At 30.8% G+C, this 22,421-nt stretch carries 22 protein-coding genes and 1 pseudogene; 15 read left to right on the top strand and 8 right to left on the bottom strand.

Going from position 1 to position 22,421, the window contains the following annotated elements:
• Positions 1 to 4: 4 nt before the first annotated feature.
• The 6 genes and pseudogenes from OK18_RS14505 to OK18_RS14540 all read left to right on the top strand — a co-directional run.
• Positions 5 to 2,845, top strand: a complete 2,841-nt coding sequence (locus OK18_RS14505) for an RHS repeat domain-containing protein (protein ID WP_053328441.1) — start codon at positions 5 to 7, stop codon at positions 2,843 to 2,845.
• A gap of 6 nt (positions 2,846 to 2,851) precedes the next feature.
• Positions 2,852 to 6,358 (top strand): DUF6443 domain-containing protein, encoded by a 3,507-nt coding sequence (locus OK18_RS14510; protein ID WP_053328442.1) that lies wholly within the window; start codon positions 2,852 to 2,854, stop codon positions 6,356 to 6,358.
• Entirely contained in the window at positions 6,330 to 6,905 is a 576-nt protein-coding gene (locus OK18_RS14515; protein WP_053328443.1) for a hypothetical protein, read from the top strand. The genes OK18_RS14510 and OK18_RS14515 overlap by 29 nt, the downstream gene beginning before the upstream one ends.
• Positions 6,906 to 7,006: 101 nt before the next feature.
• A complete protein-coding gene (locus OK18_RS14520) occupies positions 7,007 to 7,471 on the top strand; it encodes an RHS repeat-associated core domain-containing protein (protein ID WP_053328444.1) in 465 nt (154 codons plus the stop codon).
• A 555-nt stretch (positions 7,472 to 8,026) separates the two neighbouring features.
• Positions 8,027 to 8,275 carry a hypothetical protein gene (locus tag OK18_RS14525; protein WP_053328445.1) on the top strand — a complete coding sequence of 83 codons (249 nt, stop codon included), beginning with the start codon at positions 8,027 to 8,029 and terminating at the stop codon, positions 8,273 to 8,275.
• Between the two features lie 1,296 nt (positions 8,276 to 9,571).
• Positions 9,572 to 10,441, top strand: a pseudogene (locus OK18_RS14540) (IS1595 family transposase); the annotation flags it as partial.
• Between the two features lie 7 nt (positions 10,442 to 10,448).
• Here OK18_RS14540 and OK18_RS14545 read toward each other — a convergent pair.
• The 4 genes from OK18_RS14545 to OK18_RS14560 all read right to left on the bottom strand — a co-directional run bounded on the left by OK18_RS14545 (position 10,449) and on the right by OK18_RS14560 (position 12,991).
• Positions 10,449 to 10,865: a hypothetical protein gene (locus OK18_RS14545; RefSeq protein ID WP_053328448.1), complete on the bottom strand. Its 417-nt coding sequence runs from the start codon at positions 10,863 to 10,865 to the stop codon at positions 10,449 to 10,451.
• Positions 10,858 to 11,355: a hypothetical protein gene (locus OK18_RS14550; RefSeq protein WP_053328449.1), complete on the bottom strand. Its 498-nt coding sequence runs from the start codon at positions 11,353 to 11,355 to the stop codon at positions 10,858 to 10,860. The genes OK18_RS14545 and OK18_RS14550 overlap by 8 nt, the downstream gene beginning before the upstream one ends.
• Positions 11,348 to 11,953 carry a hypothetical protein gene (locus OK18_RS14555; RefSeq protein WP_053328450.1) on the bottom strand — a complete coding sequence of 202 codons (606 nt, stop codon included), beginning with the start codon at positions 11,951 to 11,953 and terminating at the stop codon, positions 11,348 to 11,350. The genes OK18_RS14550 and OK18_RS14555 overlap by 8 nt, the downstream gene beginning before the upstream one ends.
• 219 nt (positions 11,954 to 12,172) lie before the next feature.
• Positions 12,173 to 12,991 carry a hypothetical protein gene (locus OK18_RS14560; RefSeq protein WP_053328451.1) on the bottom strand — a complete coding sequence of 273 codons (819 nt, stop codon included), beginning with the start codon at positions 12,989 to 12,991 and terminating at the stop codon, positions 12,173 to 12,175.
• 401 nt (positions 12,992 to 13,392) lie between these two features.
• Here OK18_RS14560 and OK18_RS14565 point away from each other — a divergent pair, with 401 nt between their 5' ends.
• Positions 13,393 to 13,758, top strand: a complete 366-nt coding sequence (locus OK18_RS14565) for a hypothetical protein (protein WP_053328452.1) — start codon at positions 13,393 to 13,395, stop codon at positions 13,756 to 13,758.
• Positions 13,759 to 13,777: 19 nt separating this feature from the next.
• Here the strand turns inward: OK18_RS14565 and OK18_RS14570 are convergent, their stop codons facing one another.
• Together OK18_RS14570 and OK18_RS21285 are read right to left on the bottom strand one after the other, a co-directional pair.
• Complete coding sequence (locus OK18_RS14570) at positions 13,778 to 14,005, bottom strand: hypothetical protein (protein WP_053328453.1); 228 nt, start codon at positions 14,003 to 14,005, stop codon at positions 13,778 to 13,780.
• 18 nt (positions 14,006 to 14,023) lie between these two features.
• Positions 14,024 to 14,173 (bottom strand): hypothetical protein, encoded by a 150-nt coding sequence (locus OK18_RS21285; RefSeq protein ID WP_156173293.1) that lies wholly within the window; start codon positions 14,171 to 14,173, stop codon positions 14,024 to 14,026.
• A gap of 191 nt (positions 14,174 to 14,364) precedes the next feature.
• On the opposite strand from OK18_RS21285, the gene OK18_RS14575 reads away from it, so the two are divergent.
• From OK18_RS14575 to OK18_RS21895, 8 genes are all read left to right on the top strand, one after another.
• The gene (locus OK18_RS14575) at positions 14,365 to 15,219 is read left to right on the top strand and encodes a hypothetical protein (RefSeq protein ID WP_228377620.1); all 855 of its coding nucleotides are present in this window, start codon (positions 14,365 to 14,367) and stop codon (positions 15,217 to 15,219) included.
• 13 nt (positions 15,220 to 15,232) lie between these two features.
• Complete coding sequence (locus OK18_RS14580) at positions 15,233 to 16,489, top strand: AAA family ATPase (RefSeq protein ID WP_053328454.1); 1,257 nt, start codon at positions 15,233 to 15,235, stop codon at positions 16,487 to 16,489.
• 470 nt (positions 16,490 to 16,959) lie between these two features.
• On the top strand, positions 16,960 to 17,313 hold the full coding sequence (locus OK18_RS14585) for a hypothetical protein (protein ID WP_053328455.1): 354 nt from the start codon (positions 16,960 to 16,962) through the stop codon (positions 17,311 to 17,313).
• Positions 17,314 to 17,461: 148 nt separating this feature from the next.
• Positions 17,462 to 17,713: an RHS repeat-associated core domain-containing protein gene (locus OK18_RS21715; RefSeq protein ID WP_053328456.1), complete on the top strand. Its 252-nt coding sequence runs from the start codon at positions 17,462 to 17,464 to the stop codon at positions 17,711 to 17,713.
• Positions 17,706 to 18,503 carry a hypothetical protein gene (locus OK18_RS21955; protein ID WP_053328457.1) on the top strand — a complete coding sequence of 266 codons (798 nt, stop codon included), beginning with the start codon at positions 17,706 to 17,708 and terminating at the stop codon, positions 18,501 to 18,503. The genes OK18_RS21715 and OK18_RS21955 overlap by 8 nt, the downstream gene beginning before the upstream one ends.
• A 1-nt stretch (position 18,504) precedes the next feature.
• Positions 18,505 to 18,852, top strand: coding sequence for a hypothetical protein (locus tag OK18_RS14600; RefSeq protein ID WP_053328458.1), 348 nt, complete (start codon positions 18,505 to 18,507; stop codon positions 18,850 to 18,852).
• A gap of 289 nt (positions 18,853 to 19,141) precedes the next feature.
• On the top strand, positions 19,142 to 19,309 hold the full coding sequence (locus OK18_RS21290; RefSeq protein ID WP_156173294.1) for a hypothetical protein: 168 nt from the start codon (positions 19,142 to 19,144) through the stop codon (positions 19,307 to 19,309).
• The gene (locus OK18_RS21895; protein ID WP_053328459.1) at positions 19,288 to 20,451 is read left to right on the top strand and encodes an RHS repeat-associated core domain-containing protein; all 1,164 of its coding nucleotides are present in this window, start codon (positions 19,288 to 19,290) and stop codon (positions 20,449 to 20,451) included. The genes OK18_RS21290 and OK18_RS21895 overlap by 22 nt, the downstream gene beginning before the upstream one ends.
• A 673-nt stretch (positions 20,452 to 21,124) precedes the next feature.
• Here the strand turns inward: OK18_RS21895 and OK18_RS14615 are convergent.
• Together OK18_RS14615 and OK18_RS14620 are read right to left on the bottom strand one after the other, a co-directional pair.
• Entirely contained in the window at positions 21,125 to 21,763 is a 639-nt protein-coding gene (locus OK18_RS14615; protein ID WP_053328461.1) for a hypothetical protein, read from the bottom strand.
• Between the two features lie 115 nt (positions 21,764 to 21,878).
• Positions 21,879 to 22,307 carry a DUF4268 domain-containing protein gene (locus OK18_RS14620; protein WP_053328462.1) on the bottom strand — a complete coding sequence of 143 codons (429 nt, stop codon included), beginning with the start codon at positions 22,305 to 22,307 and terminating at the stop codon, positions 21,879 to 21,881.
• Between the last annotated feature and the right edge of the window lie 114 nt (positions 22,308 to 22,421).

The following is a 22,421-nucleotide window of genomic DNA, read 5'->3' on the forward strand; positions in this document are numbered from 1 at the left end:
ACTCATGAGAAAATACCTTATTTTTCTTTTATTGACACTTTATACATGCCTGAAAGCACAAAATAATCCTACGGAATTCAGCAAACCAATACCTACTCTTTCTTATTTATCTACTTATGTGGATACACCTGTTGATCTTTCAACAGGTATTCCAAAAATAGATTTACCTGTTTTTGATCTTCCTACAAGAAATAAGAATGTAAGTATTAATCTGGGAATGTCTTATCATGTCAGAAATGCGGCACGATTTCAAAAATCTTCAGATGTTGGTTTAGGATGGAGCCTGATGAATATAAATAATGCCATTTCCAAAGTTACCATTGGAGCTATGGATGAAAAAGCTGCTAACAATCCCCAAACGAATATGGATCTATTTCAGTTTGATGATGTATTCTTTTTTAATGCATTTGGAATGTCCGGGAAATTTGTTTTCAGAAAATCTGGTAATATTATTAATGTTCAGAATTTAGGAACCTCAAAAGAAAAAATAGAATTTACGAATTCGCCAAACAAATTCTATGATATTTTAGATTTTAAGATCACTGATGAATATGGTAATCAATATTTTTTTAACAAATCGGTTAAGGTACTAGATAATTATTATAATGAGACTTATACAGGAGCATATTATTTAACAAAAGTACTGGATGTTGATAATCAGGAAATTGTTAAGATTGAGTATGCAGAATATCCTTATTCGGAATATCAACTTTCTATGGTTGATTATAAGCCTAAGAAAATTATTTCTAAAGATTATGGAGTTATCAATCTTGAATATGATTATTTTCCTGAGAATAGATACAAATCCAATACTACTAATATGTCTGATTGCTATCGTGTAAAAAAAGTAGAATTAAAAGACACAGAGAATAAACTTATACAGGAGGTGAATTTAGAATATGGAGGCTTTTTCTATTATAAGTATGAATACGGTAATACAGTAACTTATACTACGACAACACTTGATAAGATCATTAAAAGAAATAGTCAGGGAAATGAAATAGAAACTCGTTCATTTGTTTATAATACAACAGGAACAGATAGGTATTATGGCCCATCCCCTAATTTTGGTTTTGATGTATGTCCTACTGACCCTGAGCCAATAAGAGAATGGATAGATAACCCCAAATATTCAGTAATCGGAACCTTATCAAAAATGATTTTGCCTACTAAAGGTTACGTTAAATTTAACTTTGAGTCCAATCAATTTGATCCGCCAGCTTGGATGGCGGGAATGGGATATATAAGCGGAAAAGAAACGTATTACTTTAAGCCTATTACCTCTTTCGATTTTGATACAAAAATAAATAGCACTTTCACTTTTAATGTAACATCTACCGGAAAACCGCAGGATGACTTTAGAGAACTTGTTTTTTGTTTCCAGGTTATTGGTTATGATCCCAACCCTCTACTTGATCCGGAGGCCATTCCCAATATCACTTTTTTTGTAGATGGTCAACCATTAATACAGACAGCAGATGGCTATGGGAGAATATATATGCCTGTATGTTGGGCAGGACCTCATACTATTACTATTGGAGGAAATACTACCGGGGTTGGTTATTTATCCGTTTCAGAAAGAACAGAAGCTGAACATCCTCAGAGCTATGTGAGTAAATATGGAGTAAGAATCAGAAGTATAGAAACCTTTAATTCAGAGTCTTCAGTGAAAGCTTCTAATTCTAAAACTTATTATTATGAGAAGTTTATGGATCCCAATGGCTCCAGTGGTGTACCTTCTCTATTTACCGGCTTTAAGAAAAGTTCTGATTTTATAACGATGTATGGAGGATATGAGCTAAACAGAAATATAATCTATAAAAATGTAAAAGAAGTTGACCGAGATGGAGGATACACTAAATATACCTTTATCGGAATGGATGATATAAATCCTGCCATAACTTCTACTGAACTGGATTATCTGGAAGACCTTAACAATAGAGGACTATTAAAAAAGAAAGAAATGTTTGATTCAGCTAACCAAATGATTGCTTCAGAGAGTCATGAATACACTACTCAGACTTTATCTGCTACCCCAATTATGGTAGAGCAACCTTCGGGGTATTTAAAGCTCAATCCTATATATATCAAAAAACACAACATCACAAATACTTTTTATTATCCTCAAAACAGATTTATAACTTCGTCAAAAGAAACACAAGTGAATAAGTTTGATTTCAATGTAGATTATACTAAAGAAACTACTGAAAAAGGAGTCTATGAAACCTATTATTTCTATCCACAAGCTAAACTATTAAACAAGCTACTCGATAAAAATATTTATAAATACCTTTTAGAAAAAAAAGAAATTTTCAATGGTAAAACAATATTTCATATAGAAACCAAATATGATGATCCTTCTAATTTATTTCCAAGTTCAGGATTGTCCTATGATCTTCAGAATAATCCATCAACCGATATTACTTATAATCAATATGACTCTAAAGGAAATTTACTCCAGTACACGACAAAAGATGGAATCTCTACAGTAATCATCTGGGGCTATAACCAGACTCAGCCTATTGCCAAAATAGAAGGGGCTAAACTGTCAGATATCCAGCAGTCATTAATTGATTCTATTGTTAATGCTTCTAATACAGATGCAGCAGCAGGAGCAAATAATGATGAAGTCAATGTGTTGGATGCTTTCAATACATTTAGAAACAGCCTGTTGGGTTACCAGGTTACCACTTACACTTATGATCCTTTAGTAGGAGTTCGAAGCATCACCCCGCCATCCGGAATCAGAGAGAGCTATATGTATGATGCAGCAGGCCGATTGGAAAAAGTGGTTGATGCCAATGGAAAAGTGTTAAAGGAGATGAAATACAACTATAAAAACTAACAAACGATGAAAAAGATAATTATCCCGGTAGGAATATTGCTGTTGGGAAATGTAAAAGCCCAGCTTACCCCACTTCCCAATACGGAAAACTATGTGCAGACTAAAACCTATCTTGATTACAGCGGAACAACAGCCACAAAATCTTCAGAAACCGTCCAGTATTTTGATGGCCTTGGCAGACCCAAACAAGTAGTTGGCGTAAAAGCCTCTCCTGCAGGAAAAGATGTTGTCACCCATATTGAATATGACCAGTTTGGAAGACAGGTTAAAGATTACCTGCCCGTTCCCCAATCCGGAACCCAGAACGGAGCTATCTATGCTTCACCTCTTGGAAATGCTTCATCCATCTATGGTGGGGAAAAGATCTATTCAGAAAAAGTGCTGGAAAACTCACCTTTAGATAGAATTCAGCAGCATATCCAGGTGGGCAATGACTGGGCTGGTAAACCTGTGAAATTTGAATATGGAACGAATGCATCTGATGAAGTCTATCAATTTGTTACTTCCACAACCTGGGAAAACAATGCGACTAAAAGTATTCTGAGTTTATCATCAGCACAAACCTATGCTCCCAATCAACTATATAAAAATACAGTAAAAGATGAAGATGGAAATGAAACACGAGAGTTTAAAAATGGGCAGGGGCAAATTATGCTGGTACGTAAAACAGATGGGATAAAAAATATTGATACTTATTATGTTTACAATGAATACAACCAACTTGCCTTTGTTATTCCTCCCAATGCTGTTCATCAATCAATCACGGACGATTTGCTGAACGACTTGTGCTATCAGTACCGTTATGATGGGAAAGGCAGGCTTGTAGAAAAGAAGCTTCCAGGTAAAGGTTGGGAATATATGGTATATGATGGAGCCGATCGTTTGATTTTATCCCAGGATGCTACCCTGAGAGCTCAAAATAAATGGCTGATTACCAAATATGATCCACTGGGAAGAGTTGCTTATACAGGACTTTTAGATGCAGGGGACAGGGTAGGAAGACAAACTAATGTCGGTAACGGGATCATTATTGAAGGCAGAAGCAATACAGGGTTTACTAAAAATGGAATGACGGTTTATTATACCAACGGTAACTTTGGCGATGAAATTTCTACGATATTGAGTGTCAACTATTATGACAATTACCCTGGGTACAGCTTTAATCCCTCTTTTCCTGCCAGTATCCAGGGAACTGCTGTATTAACAGAAACGTCAACATCCGATGGAAGAAGCACCAAAGGACTTCCTACCATGAGCCTGGTGAAAAATATTGAAGATGACAACTGGACGAAAAATTATACCTATTATGACACAAAAGGAAGAGTAATAGGAACCCATTCCATCAACCATTTGGGAGGTTATACCAAAACAGAATCCAAACTGGATTTTGCAGGCGTTGCTCAACAGGTTGTCACCCGACATAAGAGACTGGATACCGATACAGAAAGGATTATTACAGAAAACTTTGAATATGATTCCCAAAACAGGCTGTTGGTGCACAGACACCAGGTAGATAATAATCCTGAAGAGATTCTGGCCCAGAATACCTATAATGAACTTTCTCAGCTAACCAATAAAAAAGTAGGCAATAACTTGCAGAGTATTGATTATGCATACAATATCAGGGGCTGGATGACCAGGATCAATGATCCTGCCAACCTGAATGGGAAATTGTTTGGCTATGAAATCAAATACCATAATCCTGTGTATACCAATTTAGCTTCAGGCAGGTTTAATGGGAATATTGCCGAAATAGACTGGAGAAACTCTTCAGAGGATGTTTTAAAAAGATATTCCTATACCTATGATGGCCTCAACAGGTTAAAGGATGGTATCTATACAGAGCCTAATGCCACCAATCCATACAACAATAACTTTAATGAACATCTTACCTATGACACGAATGGCAATATTATGACCCTGAAAAGAAATGCTTTCCCGGTGTTGGGAAGCACTTCCACGGTGGTGGATGATTTGGAGTATAACTATACCGGCAACCGTTTGAACCAGGTGATAGAACATTCTCTGAACGATACCGGCTATGAAGGCGGAAATAATATCATAGATTATGACCTGAACGGGAATATGCTCAATTTAAAAGATAAAGGAATTCAGAATATTGCTTATAATTACCTGAGTTTACCCGATGCCTATTCCATTACCCAAACTGATCCTTTTTTCGGGACTAAGAATTTCAGGTTGCAATACCTTTATCGTGCAGATGGGGTAAAGCTTCGTAAACTCAATACTTCAGGAGGAGGAAGAGGACAATCAACCACTAATGTTATTACCGATTACCTGGATGGTTTCCAGTACAAATATCGTGAAGTTATTGAACCTTGCCTATGGTGTCGTACAAGTGTAGCTTTTGAAAAGGAGGCTTATAAGGAATCCGGGGAAATTCTTGAGCCGGGCGTTATTACCCCGGAATGGCGTCTTGATTTTGTACCAACAGCAGAAGGATTTTATAGTTTCCAGGAAAACCGCTATATTTACCAATACAGGGATCACCTTGGAAATGCGAGGGTAAGTTATGCTAAAAACAGCGCAGGTGCTGCTCAAGTGACGGATACTAACAATTATTATCCGTTCGGGTTAAACCATATTGGCCAGGGAAAAGGGCTTTTAGGAGGGTACTTTAATTATAAGTACAATGGAAAGGAGCTACAGGAGACCGGAATGTATGATTATGGTGCGAGGATGTATATGCCCGACTTGGGAAGATGGGGTGTGGTAGATCCACTGGCGGAAAAAATGAGAAGATGGTCACCATACAATTATGCTTTTAATAATCCTTTGAGGTTTATTGATCCGGATGGAAGACAGGGTACAGATATATATAAGTTAGATAAATCTGGAAATCTTACTTGGATGGCAGAATCTAAAACAGATATTATTTATGCTGAAAAGAATTTTGATAAGGATGGAAATCTTAAAGCAGACAATGATGGAGGGGTTGAAGCTGGTGAAAAAGGTTATATAGCTGAAAATTTAAAAATCACACACTTAGGGTTCCAAATGCGTGATAATACCGGACATACAAGTGATAAGATATCAACATTAAGATTTGCTAATAATGAATCAAAAGCTTCAGAAGTTGCAGAATATTTTTATAATAACACCAATATAGAAACTGCAAACTCAACATATTCTGGATCAAATAATACTACTTTCTCTATTATCTCTACTTTTCACTTAGAGTCTGGTGCTCCTATTGATCCCAAAAGATTTGTAGATAATTTTTCTGTGAATGGAAACTGGTTTTATCCAAGTACTTTAACATCACAAGATCATAATCATCCAATTCAGCTAGGATATTCACCAAGCGGTTTGAGATATGATGGTAAAACAAAAACTTTTATGCCATCTAATGATATTTTTGCGACCGCTAAAGATGTAATATCTGATACAAATGCAGCAAAAAATAATCCAACAGTTAGATTAAGAGTATATTCATCACTTTTAAAACAATATATTAAATACAATGAGACATACGGAAATTTTGAAAAATAATCTAATAATATTAGTTTGCTTAGTATTTTTTTACAGTTGCTTTTCTTCACAGACAAAAAAAGATAAGGTAAAAAATAAAATAAATATTAATGCAATTGTTGATGGTTATATCCATTTTTATTCTGATAGGAAAAGTAGCTTTAATTCAAAAGAAAGGTATTTGATGTTAAGCATAATTAAAAATCAAGATTTAAGTAAAATGCAGATTGATATTTTGGATAATTGTTATAATTGTCCAGGTCCTGAAATAACTAAGGATATGAATGTGGTTCAGTATAAAGGCTATCGGATTATAATTGGTACAGATATACCTAATCAACAGGAATTTATTTCAAAAAATTTTAAAAATATATCTAAGGGGGCTTTATTTTCAGTACCTCATTATCAAAAAAATGCGACATATGATTTTCCACGCCATTGGACATTTGAATATGATGGGGAGAATAAACTTATACAATTTTGCAATCCTATTTTAACTGAGTTAGAAGAAACAAAAAAAGCATTACATATTGATAATACTGTAATTGACTGTGATCCTAGAAAATAATTATAAGTACAACTTTTACTGCTACATGAAAGAATTCTTGTGGCAGTATATTAACAAGTAGCTATATTTACCAATATAAAGATCATTTAGGAAATGTAAGAGTGAGCTTTGGAAGAAACAGCGCAGGTGGTGCTCTTGAAATTACAGATGCTAATGATTATTACCCATTTGGTATGAACTATTTAAAGACTGGTAATGCCTATTTTGGACAAGGAACTTATAAGAATTATAAGTACAATGGCAAGGAGCTGCAGGAGACTGGTATGCATGATTATGGAGCAAGATTCTATATGCCGGATCTGGGAAGATGGGGTGTTGTCGATCCATTGGCGGAAACTTCCAGACGTTGGAGTCCTTATACTTACGCTTTTAATAATCCTTTGAGGTTTATTGACCCAGATGGAATGCAGGCAGAAGATAAGATTAAGATCTTTAACAATGGTAACATAGAAAGAACAAAAGACAATAATGCCTATGATACTATTACCAACGAAGATGAATCTAAATCTATTCAAATTGCCCGTACAAATGTGACAGAAAAGATCCTACAGGAGACTCACAAATAGGAGAAGCTAAAGATATTAATTTTAAAACACCAGGACACGAAGGCTCAAAAGGAAGTAACATTTATACATATCTACAAATACAAAATGATGATGCAGCTAAACAATTTTTTGACTTTGCAGCAGAAAATACTAATGTTGAATTTACTAGGATACATTTAATTTTGGAGATGGATTTTCCTCAAATGTTATAACTACTAGCCACGTTACTAATGTAAGTGTTAGTGCCTATTTTGCCATTCCCTATGTAAATCTGGCAGGAGAAAATGGAAATCACTTCATTAACCAAACCAAAAGTGTTGATTTTGATCATTCTCATCCGCTAGGAGAGAGTATAGCCCCCGGAGGATTTAATGTTAGATTTGATAATAATAATCCTATTTTTTATAAAATCATTACGGGAGGTTATGTAGATGCTGATGTATCAAGCAGAAATCCAATATTTAAAACTACCAATGTCTATAGTACTTGGAAATGGCCAACACCAGGAAAAGGGTATGTTAATTTTAATGGTTCAACAGCAACATATACAGGTAGTAACAGAAAAATAAATTAATTATGAAAACAAAAATGATATTTATTTTAGGAACTATACTAATTCTATTTTCTTGTAAAGCACAAGATAAAAAGATTGATCCTAAAGTAGTAATGCAAGTTATTGAAAGTTATATTGACTTCAAAAACAAAGAGCACTACGTAAATGCAAATGACAATATATTAATAGTTGGTGCAAATAAAATACAAAAGGAAAACAAATATTGGTTAAACGTATATTTTATGAATCCAGAATTAATGTCTGGTTTTTAAGTATACAAAAGTCTATAAACTTTATAATTATAGGATAATAATTGATGAAGTACTAGATGAAACAATCATGTTAAAAAATGCATTTAAGAATATACAGGAGGTTCCTTACGAAAACTTTAACTTAGCTTCTTATCCTTTCTCTTATAACACTAGTATGTGGTTGCTTACTTTCAATTATAAAAATGAAGTTATACAAGTATCGCCTCAAGAAAAAGCAAAGAATATAAAAAGTATTTTAGAACAGAAAGGTGTTAAATTTTCAAAGGACTACGAAGAGTAAAATTAGATAATGATATATAATGATGTACCAAATAAAAAAATCCCAATACTATTTTACTTATTAATATACTAATTACTTAAAAAATAGATAATGATAATTATTTACGAAATTCTTATCATTTTTTAAATTATAATAAATAATAAATATTCTATTTTTTATTATTTAATCTCGCATATTGCTATAAACAGATTCGAAACCTATTTTTCAAAAATAAAGAAAATTTTTAAAAATATTATGTTAAGCATAGTATTTTAAGTGTTAATAAAATTTAACAATTTAATTAATTTTATGTTAAATTATTATAATTTATATTTTTTACAACTTTTCAAGTATATTTTTAACTCATTTTAAGAGTTTCCTATAATTTCAATTTTCCAAAAATTAACTACATCATAAATCTAGTAATAGAAGTAAAAACAGGCTAAAATTAGCCTGTTTTTGTTTTTTCAAAAGTTCATTTTTTTCTTCATGAAAAATGTTGAATTAATTCTAATCATAAGAATTATGTCTAATAAAAAAATTTCAATTATCTCTCGTGTCGTGAGAGACTTAATGAGAGAAAAGCAAGAACTTTCAAAAAATGAAAATAACAATTTTTTGAACAAATTGTTGAGAATTATTAAATACAAAATCATTGATTATTTTTTAGAAAAAATCATAGATAGTATTTGTTTGTTGTATAAAATTGATTCAAACCCCTTCGAATTATTTCAAAACATTCCAAATACAATTTTTGATTATTTGATTTCATTACTCCACATCAAATCCATTTTGTTACGATTAATTGATTTGTTAAATCATTTAGTTAATTAAACCACTTCGGGATTCTAACAAGCTGACAATCATGCAGTAAAATATTTTTTCTAGAACGAAAAAAATGTTTTGCTGCATTGTTCTCTTTTTTATTAAATTTATAATATCAATAAAACATGATAAGTTATTCAAATTCAAACACTTATAATCCTGAATTCAACTCTCTAATCAAAATGATAGAGGTTTTAGATACAGAATAAAAATGCAGAGAATATTTTGAAGAATTACGTTGGAATGGAGAACCTATTTGTCCTCATTGTGGAAGTATTAGGGAAAATCATTACAAATTAAAACAAGGTGGTCGATTTAAAGGACTTTACAAATGCAAAGATTGCAGAGAAAGATTTACCATTAGAATTGGAACTATGTTTGAGGATTCAAATATTAAGTTCAAAAAGTGGTTTCTTGCAATTTATTTGTTTTCGTCTCACAAAAAAGGAATTAGCAGTCATCAATTGGCTAAGGATATTGATGTAACTCAAAAAACTGCATGGTTTATGCTTTCAAGAATTAGAAATGCATTTCAACCTGATAGAACTGGAAAATTTGATGGTATTACTCAAGTGGACGAAACATTCGTAGGTGGAAAAAATCAGAAGAAGTCCAAAGAAAAAAGGACTGAAAAAACTCAAGGTCGAAGCACCAAAACAAAAACTGTTGTATTTGGTCTTTTAAGCAATGGAATTGTAACCACAGAAATTGTCCCAAACACAAAAGGTAAAACTCTTATAGCTGTTATCAAAGATATGGTTAAAGAAGGATCAATAGTTGTTAGTGATGGTTGGGTAGGCTATTCCAGTTTACATAAATACTATACCCACAAAAAGATTCCACATAATGAAGGACTTTATGTTAAGGATTCCTTTCATACAAATAGTATTGAAGGATTCTGGAGTTTACTAAAACGAGGAATTCTTGGTATTTATCATTCTGTAAGTCCGAAACATCTTCAAAAGTATTGCGATGAGTTTGCTTTTAGATACAATACGAAAAACTATACCGAAGGTGATAGGTTTAATCTTGCATTACTAACTGCTACGGAGAGGATTACGTATGAGGAACTGATAGGTTAGTTATACCTTACTTCTGTTTGTTTTCAATTAAACAAATCGGTTGCTCTGGATCAAGCAAGGGAATATTAACTAATTGCTGTGTTATCTTAGCATAAGTAAATGCATCTGTAGTAAAAGTTTGAGCATTATGTCTGTGTGAATGATTAACTTTAGTTATTCTATAAGGCTTTTTTCTTTCAATTGCTACAAATAACTTTTCACATTCAAGTTTTGAGTTTAAATCAAGGGCTGAATATTCATTTATTTTTCGTTCTTTAGGGTCTAACTCTTTAAGAATAGTTGCTTCGCTATTTCTAGAACATTTATATGTTAAACATTTACCAATAGATTCAAAATCAACATATACACCAGGCATAATTTTCCTTGAAATTACTTCAGCGGAATCACATTCAATAGTAAAATTATTATGTACAAATTTAGTCATTCGAAGAATTAATTGTGTTTTTTTGATTTAACAAATTTAGAGATATTGACACGGAAAAAATTTCAAATAAATCTTCCTCATCGAAATCTACATCAATTTTACTAATGACGCTAGATAAATTATTTATTTTATTTATTGAGTCTAGCCTATTATCAGTTTTTATTAGATACTGGTCTTCATTATTTTCTAATTCATCATTAAACTCATCTTCAGTAATATATTCATTAGACAATTCATACATCAGATTTAAATATCTTTTTTGTTTTAATAAATTTCTAATAGCCGTAATATAGATTTGTTCTTTTTCATGAAAATTTCTGGTAATCTCATAAATTGGCAACTGAAAATCATGTCTAATAAAATTAGATCGTAAATTTGTAACTTTTGTCAATGTTAAATCATTAACAATAAAACCAAAGCTCAAATAGCTATCATTATTTGAGAAATAAGTTTCATTATTAGTTAATTCAAATTCAGTAATATCATTCATACTCCTTAATTATTAATTTAGCATACTCTTCAAAAGATTCAAATTTTTCAATTGATTGTGAAAAGCTATCATCATCTTTAAAGTGAAAATTAAAATCGAATTGTAAAGCATTTTTACTTTTTTCACCAATTTTTGAAAATAACTCTATAGGATTAACTTCTAATCGTAATCTACTATTCTCATAATCTGAACTTACATAATACCCATATGCTGCAGTAGTATCATCAAAAAAATTATTTAATTTATTCTCTTTAAAATAAAATAATTTTTTTGATTCTGTAATAATATCATCTATAAAAAGAGCCCATTTAAAATTAAATCCATATTTTTTGACATATATATCATTAATAAATTTATCAATATTAAGTTGTTTAATTGTTAAATCATTGTTTTTAAAAGTTATAGCAATTCTGAAATCAATAATATCTATTATATATTCGTTTGTTTCTATATATGAACTATTAGGAAGAAATATACTACTTTCTAAAATTTCATCTTCTTTTAATATTTCATTTTTAATAAAAAATAATTTATCATAATTTGACGGTTTGAAATCACCAATCATAATAATATTTTTTTCTAAAAAAATTTTTCCCATTACTATTAATTATTAAGCAAAATTACTTATTTAAAATTAAACAATATTTTGACATGACAAAAAACATATTTATAAATTGTTAAAAATGTAGTTTTAAATATGTATATAGAACTACATTCAATGAACATTAAAAACCTAATACTCCTTTAGAAGCACTCAGATAATCAATAAATTCGTCAGCCGATTTATTATATGCATTTGTTGTGTCATGTAACTCTACTAATCCCCATAACTTTCAGTTAACTCAACTTGTTTTTTATTTAGATCATTCGCAGATTTTGTTAGTGAAGTCCAAGCAGAAATATCCGTCTTTGACATTCTATTTTTTTGTATTCTATACAATCTTACATAGTGGTCGAATTTGGGAATGGTTGCTATAATTTGTTTTCGTATAGATTGTTGTTGTTCAAACCAATTATCAACTTTTTTCAAATAATCCTTATCTTTTTGTAAGACTTCAAGTGTAGCCATAGTACACCAAATTCGATAATATTTAGTTTTTACATATAGGTTTTCACCTATTTGATAAGGTTTATAGCCGAGTGATTGCATAAATCGATTTACAGTTTCTCTATCAGCTTCATATTTTTGTTTTTCTTCTTTTTCCTTATTGATGTTTTTAAGAAAACTTGATTCCATCACATAAAGTTTCTTGGTGTTTTCATTTTCTACCAATAATACATTACTTTCAGGAAGATCATAATATTTTATGACTTCTTCACTTAGCTCATATTTAAGAAAATGTCCCGAAACATCTTGATCATGAAAACCCATTTTATTTGAAACAATAGTAAAAGAGCCTTTTAATTCATCTGAGGAAATAGGAATTTGTTCATTAATTGAAATCATGTAAGCATTTCTTTTTTCTGAACCATCGGTTACTTGTTTAACTTTAACAGGAGTTAAAGTCTGGTAATCAAACTTTTTTAATATTTCATCATCAAAAGAAAATTTTGTTTGTCCTGATAAATAGAGATTTGTTAACATCAAAATAGAATATGATGCTACTGTTTTGAATGTAGAGAATTCAAATTTCATTGTGGTAGTTTTGGTTAATAAATGCTTAAAAAATAAAGCGTGGACATTGTACCACGTTAACCAAGGGCTACCACACCCTTAAAAGCAATGATACAAGCCACGCCAAAATGGCGTACCTTATATACATTATTTGCTTTTAAAGATGAAGTTCGAAAACTTCGTTGTGGTAGTTTAGGTTAGCAATAATGCAATTAGCACGATTTATTTACATTCCTTTTTCGGAATGGTTTTTATTTTTAATAATACAAATATATAAAAAAGATTTAAGGCTGAAAAACGCAAAACCCTCTAAAATAGAGGGTTTATTATAAATAAAAAAAAGAATCTCAATACGGATTTCCGTAAAAACACTGATTGTTTTTGAAATTTTATAGTGTTAGTTTTGCGAAAAAACAACAACAATGAGACAATATCATTGTTCTTACGATACTATTAAATGTGATAAACATTTTACAGATTATAAAGAAGCAAAAAGATATCTTTTATGTGTTTTAGGAAACACTCCAATAAAAGAGATTAAATCTTTTAATGAAAGTACTTTCATATTATACTACAAAAATAATCATGATTCACAAAAGCTAGTTGATTATCTATTTACTAATCTCAGTAAATATTTTTATTTTACAATTTCAATAATTGCTGAAAGTAAAATTGACAATCATCATTATGTAGATTCAAATCCAAATAATGAATTAAATATAAATTTACAAAATGAATGGCATAATTTAAATTGTGAAAATTTAAATAACCCTCTAACAGAATATTAGATGAAACAAAATAGAGTCTTTATCTTTCCGTCCATTTAATATCTTCAACTGGGGTTTCACCATGCATCCAAAAATTTGAATAAAAACCAAATAAATATCCATTAATTCTTATCAAATCTCTTTTGTCTGTTAATGCAATGGACTTTGGTAATCGTCTATATCTACATACAAAATCGAAAAAGACAAGTATTTTGTATAAGAATTTTATTTTAAATAAAACTGTTAGAGAAAGTTCTTTAACATTCATAATTTTTAAGTTTAAATGTTATTTTTCTTCAGTTTCCTTATTTTCACCCTCTTGAACAGTTGGTTGTTGATTGTCATTTTCATCAACCTCTTTTTCAGTGCTTTCTTGAACAGTGGGAACAGTTGGACTTTCTAAATTTTCTGCGATGAATTCTTTTAATGATTTCATAATAATTGAATTTTAGAATATGTATACAACTTTGTATATACAAACTTTTTGAGTGCATGTAGTAGTTGATACAGTTCACTAATAATCAAAAATTAAGTTTCTTAATTCAAACATTGTTCATAAATTACAAATTAAAAATGTGCTATTAACACTTTAATAAATTACTATTTAAATTATATAATGTATACAAAATGATTTTTAATATTTACTATATAAATTTTCCTAAAGTTTACGAAATAAAAATGATGCTTAATAATATGCTTCTTGCTGGACAGACAGTTGAAAAAGATAAAAGTATTGAAGGAGAGGCTTACTTAAAAACAAAATTAGGATTTAATATTCTTGATATTTTTAAACTTGGTGAAGCTGAAGCTGGTGGAAATATAAAAGGCTCTGGTTCTAAAAAAGTGTTAGAAACTTTTGAAATAAAAACAACGAAATCTGTAATTCTAGATGAAGTTGTTAAAAACTGTAACAATTTTAATGGTTTTGACAATGTTTCTGAAGGACAATTAATAAAAATTGATGATGTAAAACTAACTTTGGAAAATGAAGCTGAATTAAGAATGGTAAAATTTATGAATAGTGGGGCTATGAAAGATTTAGTCGTTCCAGGTACAAATGGATTAGATATGAATAATCTTTTTAATTCAATGTTTAAGGATTATGCATATAAAATTAAAGGTGCAATAAAAAACGATGAAAACATATTAATAAAAATTCCATTAACATTTGAGAGTGAATTTGAAAGTTCTTATAGTGTTGACGATTTATTTGTAGGAAAAGTTTCTATAATTGGATTATATAAAGGAAAAATAAAAATCGATGATTTAAAAAATTCTTTCCAATATTTTCAAGAATTAGGACAACTTCAAAATACTTTTCAAACAACAGCAACTGCTACTACTGATGATTCTGAGATTGAAGAAAGTCATTATACAACGAATGAGGAAAATCAAACATTCAATTTTACAAGTTCAGGAGATGGGAAAGAATATTATTATATTGATTTATTGGCAATTATTCAAAATGTAAATATTAAATGATAATATATTAACAATGACTTTATTATTTTACGAAAAAGATGACTATTATGATTTTAAGGAATCAAAGGAAGTAGAAGGCTTTACAATAATTAGCATTACCAAATTTTTGCATAATGTTTCTTTAATAGATGAAATAGATACAGAAACAGAAATAATCGATATTTCTGCAATGACTGAATACATCAAAATACAGTCAATATTTGAAGAGATAAGTGGTCGTTTTAACGAAATGCAAATTTTCATATGTGATATTTCTAAACGAGAAGCTCTAGAATACGAACTACGTTTTGTATTTGACAGTTTTGAAAATGTTGATAAAGACATATTTATTAGAAAAGAAAGAAATTTAACGCCTGTTGGGGAGAATTCTATAATTTCAAAAAGACACAGAAAAATAATTGACCTAACTGATTCAGAATTATTTGAATTTTTTGAAAATTTTAGATCAAAATTATATGGTCATGCAAAATTTAAAGATGATTTCGAGGAACAAATAAGAACATTTCGAATTTTTAATAAACTAGGTGAACATAAGATTTTATCTTTCTTTTTAATGGGTGAATCTGGTGTTGGTAAAACAGAAGTTGCACGAAATATTTTCAATTGCTTGAATGGAGAAAAGAAATTTGCAAAAATTAATTTCGGGAACTACAGTAATGAGTTTTCACTAAGTTCGCTAATTGGTTCTGCAAGAGGATATATTGGCAGTGAAGATGGAGAAATATTTATGAAAGTTAGAGAAACTGATATTGGACTTCTGTTAATCGATGAATTTGAAAAGTCAAATTCCACTCTTTTTAATTATTTTTTAGAAGTTTTGGAAAGCGGTAAGATGACAAGTTCTATGGGTGAAGAAATAGATTTAAATGGTTTTATTATTGTTTTTACTTCAAATATTTCAAAAGATGATTTCAAGAATAGAATTTCACCAGAGTTACGATCTCGTTTTGACTATAAATGCATTTTTACATTATTGAGTAATGAAAGTAAGAAAAAATATGTAGAATTTAGAGCTGAAAATATCAGTAAAAAAGTGCACTCAGAGTTTCAAATTGAAATAGGGGATCAGCTAAAGAGTTATTTATTAGCCGTAGTGAATGTATCTTTGTACAAAAATATGAGAGATATTAACAAACAAATCAAAAAGGAGTTTCTAAATTATCTTAAGATTTATCATGTGCAACAAGAAGACGAGAATAATAATGAGATGGAAACTGCTAATAACAGATTTGGACTTGCTAGAAGGTTTTTAAATTTTTTTAATAGTTAAATTTGTCAGATTATGTTAAAATTTGTATTCTACTTGCTTCAATTTTGTATAAATTAACATTATCATTTATATTATGTTAAATACCTTATTTAGTGTGGAAAACCGTAATTTATATTTGAAAATATTTCGTACGAGATTGAATTAATTTGTCTTATTACGTAAATAAAAAAGCATTCTTGACGAATGCTTTTGAGTATTTTTGTATATGTCAAATAATTAATATCAGCCAAAAATTTTAAATCAAAAGTTGTTTAATTATTTTGGTACATCATTATATATCATTATCTAAATTATTACTAGTTCTGATTCTGATATCCCAGTTAGGTTGGTCGCAAATTCCATGCATATCAAAAAATTATAAAATTAATAATTTTATTGATGCATTTATTTATACAAATAATGATGAAAATTTTACACCAACTTTATCATCAATTTATGTATCAAGTTTATATTACGAGAATCAAGGATATATGATTACCATCACTAGGGAAAATAATAGTGATATTAATATAAATCCTAAAGCTAAAAATTTAACCTTCTTTAAGTATAAAAAATTTAATTTACTATTAAAGGGTAATACTCCTGAAGATCTTAACTTTTTAAATAAAGCCATTATAAATAAATCTATTTCAAACAACTCTGACTTAAAATTTACCACATCTAATGATAACATTTCTAATGATCCTTATCAATGGTTTCTTCTATTTGATATGAAAATGAATCTAATAAATTATTCTTTACCAGAAGAAGAAAATAAAATAAAAGAAATTTTTGAGAAGTTTAGTATTCCAACGAGTAAAGTTGAGAAAAAAAAAGTTGAATAATTTTAGAAAACTTTCCCCAAACTGGTATAAGCATCTTTCTTGTGCCTAGAATAAAAATAAACAGTTTGCTTTTCAAAGCAGCCTGTTTTTGTAAAATAAGTATATTTACAACTATACGGATCACTTAGGAAATGTACGATTAAGTTATATGAACAGCGAATCCGGAATAGAGGTTATTGAAGAAAGTAATTATTATCCCTTTGGCTTGAAGCATGAAGGTTATAATGTATTAACAGGAAATTCAGCTTATAATTACAAGTACAATGGTAAGGAGCTGCAAGAGACAGGTATGTATGATTATGGGGCAAGATTCTACATGCCGGATATTGGAAGATGGGGTTATCGATCCGTTAGCAGAGAAAATGCCGAGCTGGTCGCCATATACCTATGCAATGAATAATCCTGTTAGATTTATTGACCCAACTGGAATGATTCCAGAAAATCCAAACCCTGATAGCTTCTGGCATAGAGTTACTTGGTCTGGAGCAAGGAGAAATGCACAAAGATATGCCAATGCAAAATCTGATCTTGGCTATGAATCTCAAGTTTATAAAAATTCTGATGTATGGAGTGTAAGAGGACAAAAAACACGAGATGACGGAACTACGTCAACAACATCTCATTATGCGGCTTCTTATGATAATAATGGAGAAGTCTATTCTAAAAGTTGGTCATTAACAACTCAAAGTCCTGAACCAGTTCCGATGGATTATGCTTCTTCAGGTGATGCAACAATTAGTTCTCCAAGCCCATTTCAAGGTAAGAGTAATTTCGATATTGTAATGGTCGATACAAATCCTATAATGCCAGCAATAGCAAGCGCTGTAGTTCCACCTTTAGGATTTATAGCGGGAACTGCACAAACAATTAATGATGCTTCTGAATGTAATTATTTTGGTGCAGCAATAGGAGTAGTATCTTTAGGATTAAGTGCTAAAATGTCTGGCCCAGCTAATCAATGGTTTAGAGGGGCAGATAATAAATTCTCATTAACTCCAGGTAACACATTTAGTAAGACTCTTGACCAAGGAACGGTTGGTTTTAAATGGGGAGCAAGCCCTATACATTTAAATAAAATTCCAAGTCCAGGAATGCAGAAAATTAATCAAATGATTAGGCGTACGAGTTTGCCAGTTAGTGATAATTTAGGATTGAGAGAAGCAGGACATTATCATTTAAGAACGAGGTAAAATGAAGAAATATATAGAAATAGAAGTAATGCCAAAATCTACTAATCCTCAAAAAAAATCTGGCATTTTAGGAAAATTATTGGGAAAAATTTTTCCACATAAACCTAACGAACAGGATAACGTAAAATACTGGGTATTAGAATTTGAGTATAATGATTGGAATTACAAGTACGAAGTAAAAAGAGAAATTGGTTTAGATGAAAATAAAGTTCCTATACTTAAGTTGCCTAATGAAAGAAATGAATTAGGATATTGGATGGATGAAAATTTAGATTATGATTATTTTAAAAATCATTTTGAGATAAAGGAAGTATTACCTGAACATTTTTTTAAACTTTGGAATGTATAAAAGTAAGAAAGTGTATGACAACTAGTTGATGGGTTGAGAATCATTTAAACGAAAACCTTCTTCGTATAGTGATACAGAAAAATTTTAAAAAAGGCCGTTTTCACGAGTTGTAAGACGGTCTCTTTTTATTTTTACAGTGCAGCTACCCACTGCTGGCGTAAGCGTTACGTTTGTGCCGTGATAACAATAAAACTACTGCAAATGCGGTGATTTCTTGTTCTGTTTTGTATATGAAAATAGAACAAGATAAATAAGCTCTGATCCTTTTTTCGGGACTAAGAATTTCAGGTTGCAATACCTTTATCGTGCAGATGGGGTAAAACTCCGTAAACTCAATAGTTCAGGAGGCGGGAGGGGACAATCAACCACTAATAATATTATCGATTACCTGGATGGTTTTCAGTACAAATTTAGTGAAGTTATTGAACCTTGCCTATGGTGTGCCGTACAAGCGTAGCTTTTGAAAAGGAGGCTTATAAGGAATCCGGGGAAATTCTTGAGCCGGGCGTTATTACTCGGGAATGGCGTCTTGATTTTGTACCAACGGCAGAAGGATTTTATAGTTTTCAGGAAAACCGTTATATTTACCAATACAGGGATCACCTTGGAAATGCGAAGGTAAGCTATACTAAAAACAGCGCAGGTGCTGCTCAAGTGACGGATACTAACAATTATTATCCGTTCGGGTTAAACCATATTGGCCAGGGAAAAGGGCTTTTAGGAGGGTACTTTAATTATAAGTACAATGGAAAGGAGCTACAGGAAACAGGTATGTATGATTATGGGGCAAGGATGTATATGTCTGACTTAGGAAGATGGGGCGTGGCAGATCCTTTAGCAGAAAAATCAAGAAGATGGGGTCCATATACTTATGCCTTTAATAATCCGATTCGTTTTATCGATCCTGACGGGAGGCAAAATGAAGATATTATCAAAGTCAATGCTCAAGGATATGTAACACAAATTGAAGTGCAAGACCCAAGCATTCCTCATACTGTTGTTGATGAAAACGGTAACCAGTTAAACGTTAATGATTCAAAATTTGATCAAGAGCAATTAGATGCTATTGCCTCATATGGAAGAACAATGAACGATTACGAACTAGAAGATGCTGGAATAAGGTTATTCTCTCCATATTCAGCTCAACAGATGGCGGATAGTTTCAATCAAGTAGGAATAGGAGATATAAAAGATACTGCTCAATATCTTCAAGCATTTGGTGAACAATCATATATTATGGCTCCTTGGATGATGTATATGGGCTCATTAGGTCATGGGCAATTTGATTTTGCAGGAGATATGGGAGCAGTTGTGCAAGAAGGAGGTAATTATCCTCCATCGCAAGGTGGTGGTGCAACTCCTCCGGATGGAACGGGTGGCTTCATAAGATTTGAAGGAACAAATACATTGTATAATGTATATGATGCGGGTAACTTCATGACAGGTAAGGCTTTCCAAATGATTGGAGCTCCTTTAGATGTTTTGAAAAATGGAGCAAATACAAGTAGCATTTTAACAGGGAAAGGGAAAGATTCACAAGCGGATCAGCGTGCAATTACTAATGGATATAATTATAACAAAGTTGGATGGAAAAAATAAGAATACTTAAAGTGGCTTATATTCCACTGGGAATATTTATTATTAACTTTTTCATTTATCTTTTAATAGATGTTTTTGGAGAGATTTATACATATAGTGGGACAGCTAAAAAAATATATTTATTTTTTTGCTTTCCGGCGAATTTAATAGGTTTAATTATATCAGCTTATCTTTTTATAAAGGTTCTTATCTTTAAAAAAAGCTTTTGGAATATTATTTTGTGTACACCTCTAATAATATTTGTACTCTATTTTTATTTTTTTCCATTAATTCAAAATACTAAATAGTATTAATACAACAAAGTCACCGATTAGGTGGCTTTGTTGTTTATAAAATGCTTTGCAGTTTAGTTTGTTTAAGGAACGCACCAAGGAGAGCGAAGACATGCTGTCTATCGTTCTCTTTTAGTTTTTGTATATCTAAAATTTTAGCGACAATATTTTTATCCAGTAAAATATTTGCTCTTGCTAGCCAGCATCCTGCTCATGCCAGAATAAAAACAAAAACCTTCACAACAATGAAGGTTTTATTTATATAGAAATAGGGGAGTGTTAATTAATTTTTTAAATTGGGTACCCATTTACCTTTCGCCATCAAAATCAATAATACTAACCCACATATGCTCTGCCATTATATAGAATAAATGTAATAGATGTAGCTAAATAAGATAATGTTATTTTTGAAAAGCCTCTTTAGGAAGCAGGTTGGCTGTTCTGTAATAACTGATATCTGTTGCTATTTTGTCCTGAAGATCCTGGAAGGTATCATAATCATAATGGGCCCAGTTTTGTTCATTATCAGGATCAGAGGTTTTGTCAACAGCAAGTTCCAGTTTACCGTCTTCCTGGTAGCTGCATTCAATTGCGGCATATTTTTCCCCGTTTTCGTCCGTGGTATACCAGCATTTTATGGTTTTTTCCAGCTGCGGTTCCTGGGTATTTTCATCAATAACCTGGGAACAGATAAAATTTTCAGGATCATCCGTTTTGAAAACGGTCTTGGAAATAAGTGGATGATCATCTACAGATAACGAATAAAGCTTATTGGTGGAAATAATAAATCCATCAGCAATTTCTCTTCTTTCAATATCGAAGAAGTCTGATTTTTCTTTCAGGTATTCTACAATTTGTTCCTCATCATCTTCTTCACTCAGGAAGTAATTGATGTTGTATATACTGTCTTCACTGATAAATTCAATTTCTTTCAGTAAATCCGAATGCTCCTGGTAATAATACAGGTGATATTCATCTAGCTTCACAGCGTTGTTTTTGGAAATGACTTCTCCAAAAATGTTTTTGTACACTTTTCTCATTTTTAATCATATTATTTAATTTCATCTATTAGTTTAGTGGTGTGTGGGGGGACAAAGATAAGTTTCTTTTTTATCTTAGTTGAAGGCGTAAAATAGTAATTATTTCGCAAGTATATCATATATCCTTTATAAAATCCTCATACTCGTAGTAAAAACGTTCAAATCCGTCCATTTTGTCTACAAAAAATTCATAAATTTCTTGCCATGTACTTTTATTAAAAATTGAAACCCCGTGTTTTTCTACCCAGATTTTACTGATGATCTTTCCGTTTTCCAAAGTGAAATATTCCTCTTTATGAAAATCACCGATGAAATCTTTTAAAATATCTTCCAAAGACCAGATTTTTTCATAATAGGCATTTCTGAAAATTTCATCTTTCATTTCGATGTCTAAAGAAACCTCTGCTTTTTTATTATCAGCAGAAAATTTAAAGGCTAAATCTTTAACCTTGGTATCATAGAGGATCCATTTTCTTGGAAAAGATTTCCCAAAAGCTGTCCAAAACTCTTTCTTTAATTGCTGTGCTTCTTGTTTACTGAACATAAAAGCAAACTTAATGATTTAATGATAAAAAGACAAAAAAGTGAAAAGCCAAATAATTATTGTTTTTATCATTTTACCTTTTTACTTATTTTAGTCATTTCAAACAATTTTCTT

The organism is Chryseobacterium gallinarum (assembly GCF_001021975.1).
Taxonomy (GTDB): Bacteria; Bacteroidota; Bacteroidia; order Flavobacteriales; family Weeksellaceae; genus Chryseobacterium; species Chryseobacterium gallinarum.

Excerpts from the sequence above, each read along its gene's own strand:
- OK18_RS14505 (WP_053328441.1), top strand. The coding sequence starts at position 5 with ATGAGAAAATACCTTATTTTTCTTTTATTGACACTTTATACATGCCTG.
- OK18_RS14510 (WP_053328442.1), top strand. The coding sequence starts at position 2,852 with ATGAAAAAGATAATTATCCCGGTAGGAATATTGCTGTTGGGAAATGTA.
- OK18_RS14515 (WP_053328443.1), top strand. The coding sequence starts at position 6,330 with ATGAGACATACGGAAATTTTGAAAAATAATCTAATAATATTAGTTTGC.
- OK18_RS14525 (WP_053328445.1), top strand. The coding sequence starts at position 8,027 with ATGAAAACAAAAATGATATTTATTTTAGGAACTATACTAATTCTATTT.
- OK18_RS14545 (WP_053328448.1), bottom strand. The coding sequence starts at position 10,865 with ATGACTAAATTTGTACATAATAATTTTACTATTGAATGTGATTCCGCT.
- OK18_RS14550 (WP_053328449.1), bottom strand. The coding sequence starts at position 11,355 with ATGAATGATATTACTGAATTTGAATTAACTAATAATGAAACTTATTTC.
- OK18_RS14555 (WP_053328450.1), bottom strand. The coding sequence starts at position 11,953 with ATGGGAAAAATTTTTTTAGAAAAAAATATTATTATGATTGGTGATTTC.
- OK18_RS14560 (WP_053328451.1), bottom strand. The coding sequence starts at position 12,991 with ATGAAATTTGAATTCTCTACATTCAAAACAGTAGCATCATATTCTATT.
- OK18_RS14565 (WP_053328452.1), top strand. The coding sequence starts at position 13,393 with ATGAGACAATATCATTGTTCTTACGATACTATTAAATGTGATAAACAT.
- OK18_RS14570 (WP_053328453.1), bottom strand. The coding sequence starts at position 14,005 with ATGAATGTTAAAGAACTTTCTCTAACAGTTTTATTTAAAATAAAATTC.
- OK18_RS21285 (WP_156173293.1), bottom strand. The coding sequence starts at position 14,173 with ATGAAATCATTAAAAGAATTCATCGCAGAAAATTTAGAAAGTCCAACT.
- OK18_RS14575 (WP_228377620.1), top strand. The coding sequence starts at position 14,365 with ATGATTTTTAATATTTACTATATAAATTTTCCTAAAGTTTACGAAATA.
- OK18_RS14580 (WP_053328454.1), top strand. The coding sequence starts at position 15,233 with ATGACTTTATTATTTTACGAAAAAGATGACTATTATGATTTTAAGGAA.
- OK18_RS14585 (WP_053328455.1), top strand. The coding sequence starts at position 16,960 with ATGATTACCATCACTAGGGAAAATAATAGTGATATTAATATAAATCCT.
- OK18_RS21715 (WP_053328456.1), top strand. The coding sequence starts at position 17,462 with ATGAACAGCGAATCCGGAATAGAGGTTATTGAAGAAAGTAATTATTAT.
- OK18_RS21955 (WP_053328457.1), top strand. The coding sequence starts at position 17,706 with ATGAATAATCCTGTTAGATTTATTGACCCAACTGGAATGATTCCAGAA.
- OK18_RS14600 (WP_053328458.1), top strand. The coding sequence starts at position 18,505 with ATGAAGAAATATATAGAAATAGAAGTAATGCCAAAATCTACTAATCCT.
- OK18_RS21895 (WP_053328459.1), top strand. The coding sequence starts at position 19,288 with ATGGTGTGCCGTACAAGCGTAGCTTTTGAAAAGGAGGCTTATAAGGAA.
- OK18_RS14615 (WP_053328461.1), bottom strand. The coding sequence starts at position 21,763 with ATGAGAAAAGTGTACAAAAACATTTTTGGAGAAGTCATTTCCAAAAAC.
- OK18_RS14620 (WP_053328462.1), bottom strand. The coding sequence starts at position 22,307 with ATGTTCAGTAAACAAGAAGCACAGCAATTAAAGAAAGAGTTTTGGACA.